Here is a 17,868-nt window from a genome sequence, read left to right as displayed (position 1 = left end):
GAAATGATGATGGATAGTCATTATTCTTATAAAATTCGGCTCTGACTTTCTTGGGGGATAAGTTATTAAAAAATGAAAGTAAGACAGGATTTATTTAAGTGCGTCTTTATTGGAGTAATTTTAGTATTTGCTGGATTTTTATCTACACAAGCCAACGCAAATGGTATTGCGAGCGTTAATTCATATGTAGAAATTATTCCTGGTGCCACTAATTTAAAGGCTAGAAAACAAGACAAAAACGGCAGCCAAAGATCTTCTTCGGGAGAAGACTTTATAATTGTTCCTGAGAGAACAAATATTTGTCAACAAGGCCAAACTGTCTCTCAATGCACCACTACCTATAACTTTAGTGGTCTTGGTTACGTGCCAACTGGAAGTGCAACTTCGATTCATTTTGGGAATACCCCAGCTAATTCTTACCTAGTTTTTATCAACGACGATCACAACAGTGGCACCGATCGAACCTCAAAGATTGGTCAGATAGTATTTGAAAACGAAATATTGGGCTACTGGACAGACCCTTCGATGACTGTCGCCTTTCCCGAAGTCGATAAAGATAATGCAGTCTATCCAAACTCGGGCAATAGTGGTTTCAGTGCAAGACAGACAGAAAACCATGTTCATTATGGCAGCAGTACAACAGCCTCAACTACATCTGGTGATTGGGTCTCTATTGGCTCTGACAAGAGAACATTAAGGTTTGGTGCAAAAAACGGTAAGCCAGGTGACTTTATCCGAGTTATAACTAGAGCAGCCAATCCAACTATTGATTTTAACATTACTAGCTCTAATGGAGCCGAATCGGTTTCCTCTGCAGCATTAACTGTGGATTTATCATTTGCGTCAAGCCAGAACGTGACCGTCGATTACGTGGTGACCGGAACTGCCACTGGCTCCGGCACCGATTACACCCTAGCCAATGGCACCTTAACGATAAACGCTGGCGCAACAAGTGGGACTATTACGATTGGCAGTATTGTTAACGATTCTTTTGATGAAGCCAATGAGACGGTCATCGTTACTTTATCGAATCCTAGCAATGCCACTTTGGGAAATGATAGCGTTCATACTTACACAATAAATGACAATGACAATCCGCCAGTAGTTGACTTCAACACTATCAGCTCGAATGGAGCTGAGACTGTTGCTTCTAAGGCCATCACGGTAGATTTATCTGCTGCATCGAACGTAAACGTGACAGTAAATTATGCCGTGACCGGAACCGCGACTGGCTCTGGTACCGATTACACTCTTGCTAATGGCACTGCAACTATTACAGCTGGTTCTACATCAACGACGATTACTATTGCTAGCATTGTCAATGACTCTTTAGACGAAACCAATGAAACCGTCATTCTAACTTTATCAAGCCCTAGCAATGCGACTTTGGGTAGCAACAGCGTTCATACCTACACCATTACTGACAATGACAATCCGCCGGTGGTTGACTTCAACACTACTAGTTCGAGTGGAGCCGAATCGGTATCTTCTAAACCTCTTACGGTCGATTTGTCGGCAGCCTCAGGACAAGACGTAACCGTTGATTATGCTGTGACCGGAACGGCTACAGGCTCTGGCACCGATTACACTTTGGCGAACGGAACGCTTACTATTAGTGCTGGCGCAACATCAGGAACTATAACAATTGCAGGGATTGTCGATGACTCAATTGATGAGGCTAATGAAACGGTGATCGTTACCTTATCGAGCCCTATCAACGCCACTTTAGGCAGTGATGATGCTCATACATACACGATTACTGACAATGACAATCCGCCAGTAGTTGATTTCAATACCACGAGTTCCAGTGGAGCTGAATCAGTATCATCCAAAGCCATTACGGTAGATTTATCTGCTTCATCCATTCAAAACGTTACTGTTGATTATGTAGTGACAGGAACTGCAAGCGGCTCTGGTACTGATTACACACTAGCCGATGACACTCTTACCATAAGTGCAGGCGCGACATCTGGAACTATTACAATTGCAGGGATTGTCGATGATGGTCTAGACGAATTGAATGAGACAGTCATCGTTACTTTATCGAATCCAAGCAATGCCACGTTAGGAAGTGACAGCGTTCATACTTACACAATTACTGACAATGACAATCCGCCAGTAGTTGACTTCAACATTACTAGCTCGACCGGAGCTGAATCAGTTTCTTCCAAAGCTCTTACAGTAGATTTATCAGCAGCATCCAGTCAAACCGTGACTGTTGATTTTGCCGTGACCGGAACTGCCACTGGTTCGGGTACTGATTACACTTTGGCCAATAACACCCTAACCATTAGCGCAGGCGCAACATCTGGCACTATTACAATTGCGAGCATTATTAATGATGCTTTGGATGAAGCCAATGAAACTGTAGTCGTTACTTTGTCGAATCCAAGCAATGCGACTTTGGGCAGTGACGATGTTCACACTTACACCATTACTGACAATGACAATCCGCCAGTGGTTGATTTTAATGAAACCAGTTCAAATGGAAATGAATCTGTATCGTCAAAAGCTCTTACAGTGGATTTATCGGCAGCTTCAGGACAAGACGTGACCGTCGATTATGCGGTGACCGGAACGGCCACTGGTTCTGGCACAGATTATACTTTGGCCAATGGCACCTTAACCATAAGTGCTGGGTCGACGTCTGGCACGATCACCATTGCAGGAATTGTTAACGACTCTCTTGACGAAGCCAATGAAACGGTAATCGTTACTCTATCAAGTCCTACCAATGCCACTTTAGGCAGTGATGATGCTCATACTTACACCATCACAGATGATGACAATCCTCCAGTAGTTGATTTTAATGAAACCAGTTCGAATGGTACTGAATCGGTATCGTCAAAAGCTCTTACAGTGGATTTATCGGCAGCTTCTAGTCAAACCGTGACCGTTAATTATGCGGTAACTGGAACAGCAACTGGATCGGGTACTGATTACACTTTGGCTAATGGCACTGCGACTATCGCAGCCGGATCAACATCAACGACAATTACAATTGGCAGTATTGTTGATGACTCTCTAGATGAAGCTAATGAGACAATCATTGTTACTTTATCAAGTCCTAACAATGCCACATTAGGCAGTGATGATGCTCATACTTATACCATCACAGACAATGACAATGCTCCAGTGGTTGATTTTGAGTTGACTAGTTCAAGCGGGGCAGAATCCGTTTCTACCAAAGCTGTTACAGTCAATTTATCCGCAGTTTCAGCACAAAACGTGACCGTTAATTACGCGGTAACTGGAACTGCAACTGGATCAGGCACCGATTACACTTTAGCCGATGCGTCTCTCACCATAAATGCAGGATCGACAACAGGAACTATTACAATAGCTGGAATTGTCGATGATGGAGTTACCGAAGGAAGTGAGACCGTCATTCTTACTCTATCAAGCCCCAGTAATGCAACGTTAGGCAGTGATAATGTTCACACGTTCACAATTTTGGAGCCAGTAGGAGACAGGAATATATCTTTTGCTGATGCCACTTCAAGCGGAGCTGAATCTACTTCTTCTAAAGCCATCGCGATCAATCTATCGGCAACCTCGGGGCAAGATGTAACTGTTAATTATGCGGTGACGGGTACAGCCACTGGATCGGGTACCGATTACACTTTGGCCAATGGTACTGCTACTATTGCAGCCGGCTCGACATCAACGACAATTACAATTGGCAGTATTATCAATGACTCTTTGGATGAGTTGAACGAAACTGTCGTTATCACCTTATCTAATCCATCAAACGCGGATGCGGGCTCTATTCTTGTTCACACTTACACGATCAATGACAACGACAATCCGCCAGTAGTCGATTTCAATACTACTAGTTCGAGCGGAGCAGAATCAGTTTCTTCTAAATCTTTAACAGTAGATTTATCAGCAGCTTCGGGACAAGACGTGACCGTTAATTATGCGGTGACGGGGACAGCCACTGGCTCTGGGACCGATTACTCTCTAGCCAATGGCACCTTAACCATTAGTGCGGGCGCAACATCTGGAACCATCGATATATCCAGCATTATCGATGACTCAATCGATGAGTCTAATGAGACGGTGATCGTTACTCTATCAAGTCCAAGCAATGCAACCTTAGGAAGTGATAGCGTTCACACTTACACCATTACTGACAATGACAATCCTCCAGTAATTGATTTTAATGCAACCAGTTCGAGTGGAGCTGAATCAGTTTCTTCTGCGGATTTGACCGTAGATTTATCGGCAATTTCAGGGCAAAGCGTCACTGTTAATTACGCGGTGACTGGAACTGCTACTGGCTTCGGTACCGATTACACTTTGGCCAATGGCACCTTAACCATTAGTGCAGGTGCATCAAGCGGGACTATTACAATCGGTAGCATTGTTAACGACTCCATCGATGAAGCTAATGAGACGGTGATCGTTACTCTATCAAGTCCTAACAATGCAACCTTGGGAAGTGATGATGCTCATACTTACACCATCACTGACAATGACGATGCTCCAGTGGTTGATTTTAATGAAACCAGTTCGAGCGGGGCTGAATCAGTTTCTTCCAAACCTCTTACAGTCGATTTATCGGCAGCTTCAGGACAAGACGTGACCATTGATTACGCAGTGACTGGGACTGCCACTGGCTCTGGTACCGATTACACTTTAGCCAATGGCACCCTAACCATCAGTGCAGGTGCAACAACTGGAACTATTACAATTGCAGGGATTATTGATGATGCGGCTGACGAGGCCAATGAGACAGTCATTGTCACTTTGTCGAATCCAAACAATGCGACTTTGGGCAGTGACAGCGTTCATACCTATACTATTAATGACGATGACAATCCTCCAGTAGTTGACTTCAATGCTACGAGTTCAAGTGATGCCGAATCAGTTTCTTCTGCCAATTTGGCTGTTGATTTATCTGCTGCTTCAAGTCAGGACGTGACAGTTGATTATACCGTGACCGGAACTGCCACTGGCTCTGGTACCGATTACACACTAGCCAATGGAACTCTCACTATAAGTGCAGGTGCAACAACTGGAACTATTACAATTGCAGGGATCATTGATGATTCCATAGATGAACCAAATGAGACGGTCATTGTTACTTTGTCAAATCCTAGCAATGCAACCTTGGGTAGTGACAGTGCTCACACTTATACTATTAATGATGATGAAAACACCCCAACCATTGACTTCAATACCACCAGTTCGAGCGGAGCTGAATCAGTTTCATCTGCGGGTTTAACCGTTGACTTATCTGCTGAGTCGAGTCAAAACGTAACCGTTAGTTACGCGGTCACTGGAACCGCAACTGGATCGGGCACCGATTACACTTTGGCCAATGGTACTCTAACGATAAGTGCTGGATCAACAGCTGGCACCATCACCATTGCAAGCATTGTCAATGATGCTTTGGACGAAGCCAATGAAACAGTGATTGTTACGTTATCAAGTCCTAGCAATGCAACATTGGGAAGTGACAGCGTTCATACTTATACGATCACTGATAACGACAATACCCCAACCATTGACTTTAATGCTACCAGTTCAAGTGGAGCTGAATCTACATCTTCCGAAACCATTACAGTAGATCTATCAGCAGCCTCAGGACAAGATGTCACGATTGATTATGTGGTGACCGGAACTGCCACTGGCTCTGGTACCGATTACACTCTTGGAAGTGGGACTCTTACGATTAATGCAGGTTCTACAACTGGAACGATCACTATTGCGAGTATTGTTGACGATTTTCTCGACGAAGCCAATGAAACGGTTGTACTGACACTATCCAATCCAAGTAATGCAATTTTGGGTGGCGACAGCATCTATACTTACACCATTAATGATAATGACAATACCCCAACCATTGACTTTAATGCTACCAGCTCAAGTGGAGCTGAATCAGTATCCTCAAAAGCTCTGACGGTAAATTTATCTGGACCTTCAGGCGAAACCGTAACAGTCGATTATGCAGTCACAGGAACGGCCACCGGATCTGGTACAGATTACACTTTGGGGAATGGAACATTAAGCATTCCTTCAGGTAGAACGACAGGCACTATCACAATTGCAAATATTATTAATGACACCACGGATGAAGCTGATGAGACGGTAATTGTTACTTTATCTAGTCCTAGTAACGCAACTCTGGGCAGTAATGACGTGCACACTTATACTATTACAGATGATGATGGTCTGCCTTCAATCGATTTTGGTAATTCAAGTTCATCTGGTGCTGAAGATGTATCATCGGTTGCCTTAACCGTTTATTTATCTGCAGCTTCGAGTAATAACGTTACCGTGAATTATGCCGTGACAGGCACAGCTACAGGCTCGGGCACTGATTACACTTTGGCCAATGGCAGCTTGACCATAAATGCTGGTGCAACAAGTGGCACTATTACAATAACTGGTATTGTTGATGACGAGTCTATAGAAGGAAATGAAACGGTGATCATAACTTTATCGGGACCAAGCAATGCCGTACTTGGAAGCGATAGTGTCCACACCTATACCATCAAAGATAATGACGGCATTCCAGCAATAGAATTTTCTACTACGGCTTCTGCCGATTCCGAATCAGTTGTTTCAAGGTCATTAACTGTTGTTATTCCCTTTGCATCTGAACAACAGGTTGGCGTTGATTATGCGGTTACCGGGGGTACTGCCGGATCGGGCATCGACTTTACATTGTCATCTGGCAGCGTGCTTATTGAGGAGGGGGCAACAAGTGGAACAATACTTATCCCTTCGATTATTGACGACTCGGCGGACGAAGCTGATGAAACAATAATTATCACTTTGTCTAACCCAGTTAACGCAACCCTTGGGAACGATATTGTTCATACTTTTACGATTAATGATAATGACAACGCGCCAATAGTTGATTTCAATACCACTAGTTCAAATGGAGCTGAATCGGTTTCTTCCAAAGCTCTCACGGTCGATTTATCGGCAGCTTCAGGACAAGACGTGACGGTTGATTATATTGTGACGGGCACCGCCACCGGTTCTGGCACCGATTATACCATGGCCAATGGCACCTTAACTATTAGTGCTGGCGCAACAAGTGGCACTATTACAATAACTGGTATTGTTGATGATGGACTCGTAGAGGAAAACGAAACGATTATCGTTACTTTATCTAATCCAACTAATGCAACCTTAGGTGATGACTATGTTTATACTCACACAATATTGGCAGATGGTGATGATACAAACCCGATTTTGACAACCACCAGCCCTCAAGACAACAGCACTGGCGTTCCTATAAATAGCGACATTATTTTGACGTTTAACAAAGTTGTAAATTGTAAGTCAGGCACAATTGATATTAAGTCGTCCGATAATTCTTTTTCTTTTACTGTCAACTTATCTAGTGAAATCGTCACTGGTTGTGGGGCAGAGATTATTAAAATTAACCTTCCCACGGATCTTGAGTATGAAAAAGAATATTACGTGCTAATTGAAAATACTGCATTTGAGGACGCTTTTGGTAATTCTTATGAAGGCATCAGTGACAAAACAAAATTTAATTTTAAAACTCGTATTGAATTGACTGATCCGACTCTTAAGCAGCCAGTAATTGATAATGCAAAAGCCATGAATCAGATCGCAACACGCTGGGTGGATCAAAATGTTAATGTGCTTTCCAAACGAATGATGGCATCTTCGCGACAAGGGTTTAGGGTCAACTTTGAAAATAAAATTATTGATTCAGTTAAAACTATAAGAGAAAGCGAGCCTGAAAGTGATTTTGTTGAAGAGCCAGATGTTGATTTTGTTGAGGAGCCACTTGATATAAATTTTGTTGAAGAGCCGATAGTAGAGTTTTGTACGATCAATTCTAGTGGTCCTAAAACTGCTTCAGCTCTGAGGATAAAAGTGCATTTATCTAAAATTGCGGATGAAGATATCGTTGTGGATTTTAATATTACCGGCTCCTCAGACAATGAGAGCTTCTCGCTTGGGGAAGGCTTATTAAATATAGAAGCTGGGCTCAAATCTGCCTTCATTATGGTTGATGGTATTTCGCAAGACAAATTTGGTTTCAATCCTGGAGACAGGAAAGTTATTGTGACCCTCTTAGAATCTTCTAACTCACTACTAGGCAACAATTTGGTTTATACCCATACACTGACAGACAATTTAGAAGCGTGGACAGATCCAAATGCCAGTAAGTTCTGCGTAACGGATTTTGATGATCCTAATTACTCAGCACCTATCGTTGCACCACAACGCTACAATCAAAACACAGGTTTTGAAGACACAAATCCTGATGTTGAAAATTCGAATGTGTACAACGACCAAGAAACGGCTGAGGGCTTCCAAAACACAGAGCAATTTAAATCAGCCGTCAAAGAATTTGTATCAGACCCGGTGAAAGTGACGGCTGGTGGAGAACTAAAAGAAGTGATTGGCGATTGGTCGGTATGGATTGATGGTGATTTTGGAGAATTGACGCTTGGGAAAACTAAGCCAAACCCAAGAGTTCTGGATGAAAAATCTTTTCACATTGGTATCGATAAGTTATTTAGTGACGATGGCGATATGTTTGGTTTTGCCTTGGGCCTAGGAGAAACCAAGCCAAAAGACAGAAGCCATAACTCTCACGTAGAGTCCAAAAATTATAGCCTTTCAACGTACGGCAAATTCGATAATAGAAATAGATCGTTACAATTTATTTTTGGAGTTAGTAAATTAGAATTTAGCTCAGACCGAGTAGATAGGAAAGAGCTCTTGAAAGGAGAAAGAGATGCGAATCAGCTATTTGGATCGCTCGCCTTCGTTCGTTCATTAAGCAGTAAAAATACCAACTGGCTGGTTTCTCCTTATCTTAGAATTGATGGCTCACACACCGAGTTTGATAAATATAGTGAAACTGGGGGTGAGGCTGCATTGACATTTGATGAGCTAACACTATCAAATGCCAAAGCATCAATTGGAACCGATATCAGCTATCTTTTTGCGGAATCAAAATACAACGCTATGCCATATTTGACCCTAGAATATGGCTTTGATTACTCGAAAACTTCTAGTCAGAATATGTATTACAACTTAGAAGGGCCGAGTGTGAATTATCTATTGGAGCTGGACGATGGATTGAAAACTCATAATTGGGAAGTTGATTTAGGTTTGATGCTTCAAATTTCCCCTAACATCTCGACTAATATAGGTTGTAGGTGGCAAGGCAAGTCTACTTACCAATCTGACTTCTCGAACATTTCTGACGATGATCTCTTGTCCTCAGAAGTTTGTTCGCTTGAGTTGTTGTGGAACTTTCAATAAAGAAAGAACGAATTCAAAAAATAGAGAATAATTTTCATGAGTTCTAGCTTCTTAAAAAACAAACTTTACATTTTTACGATGTTTGGGATTGTTTTATCTGTTCAACTTCATGCAAACGAATTTCAAGTCGGATTTGCTGAGCTCTCAATTACGCCCAATATTATCGATGAATGGGAAGATGTAAATAACGACGCTCAATTTGATCCAGACATTGATAAGTGGACCGATGTCAACGGTAATAACCAATTCGACGCTGTGTGGATGGCAGGTTTTCAAAATAAACGAGCCGCCCAGGGTGTTAAAGATGATCTCATGGCGGTAGCGGCGGTGATTGATGACGGTCAAACTCGGATAGGAATTATAAGTGCTGACACAATCGGTTTAATGCGAAAATTTGTTCTTAGTGTCCGTGAGGAAATCCCGGCAGAGTGGGGCCTAGATTACGTCATGGTGCATGCAACCCATAATCACGAAGGCCCAGACACTCAAGGTCTTTGGGGTCCAAAATTTTTAAAAAGCGGTGTTGACGATGTTTATATGGAGCGGCTTAAAAAAAATTTCATAAGCGCATTGGAAATGGCTATAGATAACTTGGAACCCGCCCAAATGAGCCTAGCTTTAATATCAACAAATCCTCTCACACCAATTAAAGATAAACGAAAACCCATCGTGATAGACGATGACATCAGAGCGATTTTGTTCAATCGCCCCGATGGTTCAATCATAGGTTCGTTGATTAATTTTGGAATTCACGTCGAACTTACTTGGGATAAAAATCTTGAATTAACTTCTGACGTTGCAGGCTACTTAAGAAGAGGTATTAGTGAAGGTATTTATTACGACGATCAGCTAATTAAACCTGGGCTTGGTGGTACCACGTTATGGCTTACCGGAAATATTGGAGGCTTGATGACTTCAGGACCGACCGATCCAATTTATGATCCTGTTTTGAAAAAAACACTCACCAAACCAAGTCATGCCAAAGCACGCGCATATGGATATAGCTTAGCAAGTAGCGTCATAGAAGCTTTTGATGCCGGCAATTTCGAGGCATCTCCAAATCCATCTCTTACAGTGCGCTCAATAGAGATAGAGTTGGGTATAGAAAACTTCATGCTTTCAATAGGCACCTTGCTTGGCGTTATTGATTCTGATTTAAAATTTAGTCTGATACCTCCATTTATTCGTTATCTCAGCGAAGTGGCATTCATACAATTAGGAGACGCATCTATTACCGGCGTCCCTGGAGAACTCTATCCAGAAATTGCTGTTGGGGGCATTGAAAATCCTAACGGCGCTGATTACGACTTGGCTCCTCAGGAAGTTCCACATTTGCGAAGTCATTTTCCCAACAAACTTAACTTGATGGTGAATTTAGCGAATGATTCCATTGGGTACATTATCCCAAAAAGTGAATGGGACAATGATGCTCCTTGGATCTATGGAGAGGATGAAGAAACTTATGGCGAAGTTGTGTCTTTGGGTCCAAATACTGCGCCCATAATTCACGAAAAGATTGTTAATCTAGTAGAAGAATCAAAAAAATAATTAAAAAGATTGATTTGAAAAAAAACTTTCTCTTCTTAGCGCCCATTGATTTAAAAAGGGGGAGATCAATGGGCTTAAGGAGAGAGTTTCCTTATTTCTTAGGAGAATGCTTTTTAGACTAGAGACTGAAAAAAAAGTTCAGAAGTTAATGAGCTTCGCCCCAATTATTGGCAATGCCACTTTCTACTTCCAATGGAACTTTCAAGGACGCGGCGTTTTGCATCAATTTGGAGACTTCGGCTTCTACTGAGGCTACTTCTGTTTCTGGAACTTCCAAAATTACTTCGTCATGAACTTGAAGAATCATCTTGGCTGCAACTTTTTCTTTTTGCAGCCACTCATGAATTGAAATCATCGCGAGTTTCATAATATCAGCAGCCGTACCTTGCATGGGCGCATTAATCGCTGCCCTCTCTGCACCTTGACGCGTACGGCCACTATAGATTCCAGGCAAGTACAAACGTCTACCGAAAATTGTTTCAACAAAGCCTTTCTCGCGAGCTCGTTCTTTGGTTTGCTCCATGTAAAGTTTGACTCCAGGATATTTAGCAAAATATGAATCAATGTAATCTTGCGCTACCGTCCTTGGCAATCCAAGTGCCTTACCCAAACCGAAAGCCGACATGCCATAAATGAGTCCGAAGTTGATGGCTTTAGCACTGCGCCTGTCCTCATCACTGGCTTCTTTTCCGGGTGCTGCAAACACCTCAGCTGCAGTCGCAGAGTGGATGTCTTCTCCGTTCTCGAATGCTGAAATCATATTTTTGTCGCCTGAAAGATGAGCCATGATTCTCAGTTCAATTTGAGAGTAGTCGATTGCTAACAATTTATGCCCTTTGGGGGCAACAAAGGCTGTTCGAATCATGCGGCCTTCTTCGGTTTTGATTGGAATGTTTTGTAGATTTGGGTCGGCCGAAGACAGTCTGCCAGTGGTAGTAACCGCCTGATGATACGAAGTATGAACCCTGCCGGTCACTGGCGAGATTTGTTCAGGCAGTGAATCTGTGTAGGTACTTTTTAATTTTGCCAAAGTTCTGTGCTCCAATAGTATTTTTGGCAATTCATAATCTCGCGCCAAATCTTGCAACACCGATTCATCGGTCGATGGCTGTCCGCCGGGAGTTTTTTTGATGACTGGCAGATCCATTTCATCAAAAAAGATAGCCCTTAAATCTTTCGTGGAAGCTAAATTGAATTCTTTTCCAGCTTCTTTAAAAGCTTTCTCTTCAAGACCATTGATACGTTGACCTAGATTATTTGACTGGATTTTCAACTCATCGGCATTTACTAAAGCTCCGTTTTGTTCGACGTCAGATAACACCGGAATCAAAGGTAAGTCGATATCCGCTAATACTTTTTGAAGAGATTTGGTTTGACTCAGTTTTTCTTTCAAAACGTTGTGACATCTCAAAGTAATGTCAGCATCTTCCGCGGCGTAATGCGTCGCAGTTTCTAATTCAACGTTATTAAAAGTTATTTGTTTAACACCCTTGCCGGCAACTTCTTCGTAACTAGTGGCTTCGTAATTCAAATAAAATTTAGCCATGGCATCTAGATTGTGACGCGTCGCCGTTGAATCCAAAACATAAGACATCAGCATGCTATCGCTCTCAATATTGTTTAATTCCAAGCCGTGTTGAGAGAGGACGTTACGATCAAATTTAATATGTTGGCCAACAATTGGCACTTTCTCTAATAATGGCTTGAGCTTTTTTAATATCAATTCTTTTTTCAATTGCTGGGGCGCCTCATCATAATCGTGACTAATAGGGATGTAGGCTCCTTCGCCTTCTTTGGCAGAAAGTGAAATGCCAACTAATTCTGCAGTCGTGAAATCCAAGCCATCGGTTTCTGTATCGAGCGCAATTAACTTGGCTTTGCTCAATTTTTTAATAAGCGCATCCAATTCTGTTTCCTTGAGAATGCACTCGTAACTTGCGTTGATGTTTTTTAATTTTGGAGGTTCTTTCTTTAAAACATCGGGTGGCTCCGTAGGTTTAGACTTTGAGGTCGATTTATCCACCTTACTTTTAATAAGCGTTTTAAATTCTAATTCCGTAAACAATTCATGGATTTTAGCTTCATCTCTTGGTTCAACTTGAAGATCTTCAATACCAAAATCCAGAGCAACGTCTTTTTTAATAGTGGTTAATTGTTTAGACAATTTAAGCTGCTCGATGCCTTCTCTTAGATATTCACCAACTTTTCCAGGAATTTCTTCTGCCGATTCAATAATCTTTTCCACAGTGTCGTATTTGCTGAGCCAATTTACTGCGGTTTTTGGACCAACTTTATTGACTCCTGGAATGTTGTCTGAAGTATCGCCTACCAAAGCTAGATAATCGATAATTTGATCGGGTCTGACGCCAAACTTTTTCATCACTTTATCTTCGTTCAACAATTCATTGGTCATCGTATTAACTAAGGTAATGTTTTTAGTCACTAGTTGTGCCAAATCTTTATCACCGGTAGAGACTACTGTTTTGATGCCTTTTTTTTCTGCCTCGGTTGCAAGCGTACCGATGACGTCATCGGCTTCTACCCCATCGACAATAAAAAGTTTAAGCCCCAAAGCACGGCAGATATCATGAATGGGTTGAATTTGAGGTCTCAAATCATCCGGCATTGGTGGGCGATTGGCTTTGTATTCGCTATACATTTCGTTTCGGAAAGTCTCACCCTTGGCATCAAAGATCATGCCCACTGGACTGTTAGGGTGGTCTTCTAAGATTCGCATCACCATTGTAGTCACGCCACGAACTGCTCCAGTGGGTTGACCAGTTGAAGTGGTGAGTGGCGGCAAGGCATGGTAAGCCCGATAAATGTAAGACGAACCGTCGACTAAAATGACTGAGTCGTTATCGGTGATGCTCTCGGGTTTCGCCATAAATACTTTTAATAAGTGATTCGTTATAATTTACTAAAGTTTATTCGACCTATGTCAAAAGTTCTAACCCAGATTGCATTTTTTTTCTTTGGCACGCGCAGAAGAATACTTGGTTCAATATTTTCAGCCTGTGTATATCTGCTCGCTTTTGCTTTCTTCATGGAATACCAATTAGGTTTAGAACCTTGTCCAATGTGTATCGTTCAAAGAATAGCCATCGCGCTAGTGGCTCTTTTGGCATTAATCGCAATAGTTCATAACCAAGGTTTGAACTGGTATTTTGGTTTCATAACTTTTATCACACTAGGAGGAGCGGCCTCAGCCACGCGACATCTATACTTGCAATCGCTCCCCGCCGATCAAATTCCCACTTGTGGGCCTGACTTGGCCTACTTAATAAAATTTTCATATTTTGAAGACGCTTTACGCATGCTCTTCATTGGCGATGGCAATTGTGCCGAAGTGGTTTGGAGTCTTTTAGGAATCTCAATACCTGGTTGGGTTTTGATAGCTTGCATACAGATTTTATTGATGTCGGCTTTAGTGTTTAAAGTAAAAAATTAATGGACTTTTCTTTACTAACTCTTGTTTTATCTTTGTTTACGCTTGGAGTGGTGATTTTTATATTTCTTCGTCTAAGAGATCAAGATCAAAAAGATTCAGGACAAACTGAAATACTCGAAAATAAAATTGATTCGGTTTCAAAAGATCTCAACGATATCGAAAACCAACTTGCATCTGTTACAACGCCAATTAACGAATTAAATCGGTTCTTAGGTGGAAATGTTACGACGGGACGACTAGGCGAATGGAGTTTAGAATCCATCGTGAAAGAAATATTGCCCGATGGTAGTTACGCATTCCAAGAGAACATCAACCCAGAAAATCAGGACAGAGTAGATTGCGCAGTAAAAACTGCAGACGGAATTACCATCCCAATCGATTCGAAATTTTACGCAGGTCAGTACAAACAATACCAGGAAGCCGGTCAAGCAAATCTGAGAGCCAACGTTTTGAGAGACTTGAGGACAGCAATCTTAAGAGACGCCGATGACATTGCAAGCAAATACCTGCGTAAAAATTCAACTACGAACTATGCTGTGCTTTATATTGCTTCTGAAAAACTAATTGATCTTGTCGATGAAATTGAAAACTTAAGACAGGACTGTTTGTCAGAAAAAAAAGTATTAATTCAAGGTCCTAATACGTTAGCTGCTTTTTTAGACACCATTAGAATCGGGCATCACTATTTACAATTAAACGAAACTGCAGCGAAAGTAGCTGAAGTTGTGCGAAGAATTAAATCTCAATTTGATAGTTTCGATAAAAGCACAGATGGAGTTTTAAAAAGACTTGACGCTTCCGTAAAAGAAGTAACTGCCTTGCAAACACGCATAAACGTTCTAGGAAGAGAACTTAATAAAGGAACCGAAGAATTGAAAGACGAATAAAAAAAGGGAGCTAATAGCTCCCTTTTTTTAGTTAAGCTTTCTTAGTCCCAACCTTTGATCGGAACGACTATGCCTCTTCTGACAATAGATCTGTTTCTTCGAACAGAATTTTGAAATTCTGCAAAATCTGGATTGTCCATGTCTAAAGAGTCCATGAAGCCCATGAGCTCAGTCATGTTTTCTGCGCCAATGAAAGCAAAGTGCGTGTATTCTGAACTTGCAATTGCTCTTTGTATTCCAAAAGCACCTGTTAGCAGTCCACTAGCTACAGAAGCGTCAGTGAACTTTTTGTAAGCTTCTAAATAAGAGGCTTCGTTTCTGACATTCATTTCAAAAACTGCAAAGGCTCTCTCTTGAGTCCAGTCACCAACCTCATAAACAACTTTGTTTAAAATTTGCTCAGTAGGTACTGATACGGCTGCCATTTCGGTTAGAAACTCAGCGTACTCAGGACAGGCATTTATAATCGATAGCGTTTCATCTATTTCTTCAGCACCTTCGTAAGTTACGACAAAAGTGTGCGTTGAAGGCTCATTGCCATTGAACGCCTCACCCATTAACGCCACTGAAGAAGGACTTGCTTGCCCACAGTCTGACGCATTGAATTTATCCATTGCAGCAACAACCGCAGGAGGATTATTCGCAGCGATTCCAAAGAAAGCGTAGTAAGTGTCCTTTTCCATGCCATGATCGTCAGCAAAAACTAATCCACTAGACAGTAGTAAAAGTAATAATATTTTTTTCATTTTAATCTCCTTATTAATTATTCAGCTGCATAAAGTTGCTCACAAACCTCATAAGAGTCTGCAACGACAGAATCTTGTAAAGCTACAAAAGCATCATAGGCTCTGCCCCATTCAGCTCCAGCGAAATACTCATCGACAAGTTGACCGACCGCGGCTCCATCTTTAGAAATACCTCTTACCATTAAGGTGCCAACTTCTTTGGGCCCACTACCTATGGATTGCATGATAGCAAGATTAAAATCATGACCTGCATTTTGGATTGCGGATTCCATTTCAACTCCTGCAGCTATATAGGCTGGTAGATTTTCTGGAGCAACAACGACTCTTGTTGCTCTTTCAAAACCAGGGCTTAACTCAAATCCTTTAAGTGGCTTCCAGTTAGCACTGTAAACAAGATCTCTCAAAGACTCGAGTCTTTTTGGGACGTTGTAAGGATCGTAATTTCCAGAAAGCTGATCTTCAAAACTTGAAAACGCACTCCATACAAACATTTCACCTGGATAACTATGTCCTGATGCGGTTATACACACACCAGCAGCATATGATCCTTGGGAACCAAAAACTTGCTCTGCATTTGCTCTTAAGAATTCAGTATATTCAGTCGGGTTACTTGCTTTGACATGAAAGGAAGTGAAGCTTCCCTCAGGTGCTTGCTGAGCTATCACACTAAATGATATTGCTAGCGATGTAACTAAAATTAATATTTTTTTCATATTTCCTCCTTAAATTATCTTACGTAGACAACTTCACAAGTCATCATGAAGCCTCTTTTAAGTTTTCTTAACTTTGGAAATTTTGCAACCGCAGCCATATTCCAGTCTTGGTCTCTCGCATCAAGAAACTCTCCTAACCTAACTGTAGTTGGAGCTTGTATAGTCACCATAAGTTGTCCAGTGTAATCGCCAGTATTTATTTGAAATGCGCCTAGGGTAACATCTTCAAAACCGTTCGCCTGAGCGATGCCTTGGTAAGTCGCAAGTTCTTGAATGTATCTTTGCGGTGTAGTGGTATAGACGTTGATGTTGTAATTTGCGAACGTCGAGCCTACTTCAACATCTGCCGCGACGGGAGTTAAAGCGGAGTAATGATCAACGGTAGAAACCGTTCTTTTGTCAGCTATTTTTGCAATTTCAGCTGCAACCTCAGGATCGTAATAATTTCCACTTAGTGAATCTGAGTGACTGTCGTATACGTTGTAAAAATACATGTCGCCAAATTCTTCGGAACCGAAGCTTGGCAAACAAACGCCACCACTAGCAGTGTTAGAGGGAGGACTGGTAATTGGAGCACTTGCTCTAGCCCACTCCATGTATCCCATAGGGTCTGCTGTGTTTATTGTAAAAACGTTCATCGCTGGAGCTGCAAATACAAAACTTGCCAGAAATGAAGTTAAAATTAAAAGTGTTTTTTTCATTTTTGTTCTCTCCTTGAAAAAATTAAAAACGGATAATTATTATCCACTAAAATAAGAAAAATAAAACGACAATTATTCGAAGATTTTGTGAACAAATTTTTAATTATTTTTCCCATTTTTTTTTCTACGCTGCTGCTATCTGCAGAAGTCGAAATAAAAATTTTAAGAGTTATCGATGGAGATACAGTATCGGCTGAATCAGGAGGAACTCAAATAAAAATTAGACTCTCTGAAATCGATGCACCTGAAATGGGTCAGCCTTTTGGAACGAATTCAAAAAAATGTCTTTCTGAATTGATTCGTGAAAACTCTGGTTTAAAATTTAAGTCTGATGGCCAAGATGGCTATGGTCGCTCTTTGGGATGGTTAATGGCCGATCAAATTAATTTAAATTATGAAATGGTAAAGCGAGGATGCGCATGGGTTTACGATCGATACGTCGTCGACAAAACAATTTATAGTTTTCAAAACGGTGCGCGTTTGAAAAAATTAGGTTTGTGGAGGAGCCAAAATCCTGTAAAACCTTGGATTTGGAGAAGAAGCAATTAG

General features: G+C 41.5%; 9 protein-coding genes. 5 read left to right on the top strand and 4 right to left on the bottom strand.

From position 1 onward, the window contains the following. Positions 1 to 72: 72 nt before the first annotated feature. Positions 73 to 9,273 carry an Ig-like domain-containing protein gene (locus M9C82_00230; GenBank protein ID URQ73597.1) on the top strand — a complete coding sequence of 3,067 codons (9,201 nt, stop codon included), beginning with the start codon at positions 73 to 75 and terminating at the stop codon, positions 9,271 to 9,273. A gap of 36 nt (positions 9,274 to 9,309) precedes the next feature. After that, entirely contained in the window at positions 9,310 to 10,821 is a 1,512-nt protein-coding gene (locus M9C82_00225) for a hypothetical protein (GenBank protein URQ73596.1), read from the top strand. Between the two features lie 145 nt (positions 10,822 to 10,966). On the opposite strand, the gene polA is transcribed toward M9C82_00225, so the two are convergent. Further along, positions 10,967 to 13,708 (bottom strand): DNA polymerase I, encoded by a 2,742-nt coding sequence (gene polA / locus M9C82_00220; protein URQ73595.1) that lies wholly within the window; start codon positions 13,706 to 13,708, stop codon positions 10,967 to 10,969. A 51-nt stretch (positions 13,709 to 13,759) separates the two neighbouring features. Here polA and M9C82_00215 point away from each other — a divergent pair, with 51 nt between their 5' ends. Next, on the top strand, positions 13,760 to 14,272 hold the full coding sequence (locus tag M9C82_00215; GenBank protein ID URQ73594.1) for a disulfide bond formation protein B: 513 nt from the start codon (positions 13,760 to 13,762) through the stop codon (positions 14,270 to 14,272). Continuing rightward, positions 14,272 to 15,159, top strand: a complete 888-nt coding sequence (locus M9C82_00210; protein ID URQ73593.1) for a DNA recombination protein RmuC — start codon at positions 14,272 to 14,274, stop codon at positions 15,157 to 15,159. Before M9C82_00215 ends, M9C82_00210 begins: the two co-directional genes overlap by 1 nt. A 41-nt stretch (positions 15,160 to 15,200) precedes the next feature. Here M9C82_00210 and M9C82_00205 read toward each other — a convergent pair whose 3' ends face one another. From M9C82_00205 to M9C82_00195, 3 genes are read right to left on the bottom strand one after another with little or no spacing between them, the layout of a single operon-like run. Further along, on the bottom strand, positions 15,201 to 15,905 hold the full coding sequence (locus M9C82_00205; GenBank protein ID URQ73592.1) for a hypothetical protein: 705 nt from the start codon (positions 15,903 to 15,905) through the stop codon (positions 15,201 to 15,203). Between the two features lie 17 nt (positions 15,906 to 15,922). Then, positions 15,923 to 16,618 carry a hypothetical protein gene (locus M9C82_00200; GenBank protein URQ73591.1) on the bottom strand — a complete coding sequence of 232 codons (696 nt, stop codon included), beginning with the start codon at positions 16,616 to 16,618 and terminating at the stop codon, positions 15,923 to 15,925. A gap of 14 nt (positions 16,619 to 16,632) precedes the next feature. Further along, positions 16,633 to 17,319 carry a hypothetical protein gene (locus tag M9C82_00195; GenBank protein URQ73590.1) on the bottom strand — a complete coding sequence of 229 codons (687 nt, stop codon included), beginning with the start codon at positions 17,317 to 17,319 and terminating at the stop codon, positions 16,633 to 16,635. An 87-nt stretch (positions 17,320 to 17,406) separates the two neighbouring features. On the opposite strand from M9C82_00195, the gene M9C82_00190 reads away from it, so the two are divergent. Further along, positions 17,407 to 17,868 (top strand): thermonuclease family protein, encoded by a 462-nt coding sequence (locus M9C82_00190; GenBank protein ID URQ73589.1) that lies wholly within the window; start codon positions 17,407 to 17,409, stop codon positions 17,866 to 17,868.

It is taken from the genome of SAR86 cluster bacterium (genome assembly GCA_023703675.1).
GTDB lineage: Bacteria > Pseudomonadota > Gammaproteobacteria > Magnimaribacterales > AG-339-G14 > AG-339-G14.
This window is presented reverse-complemented; position numbering and strand designations above follow the sequence as displayed.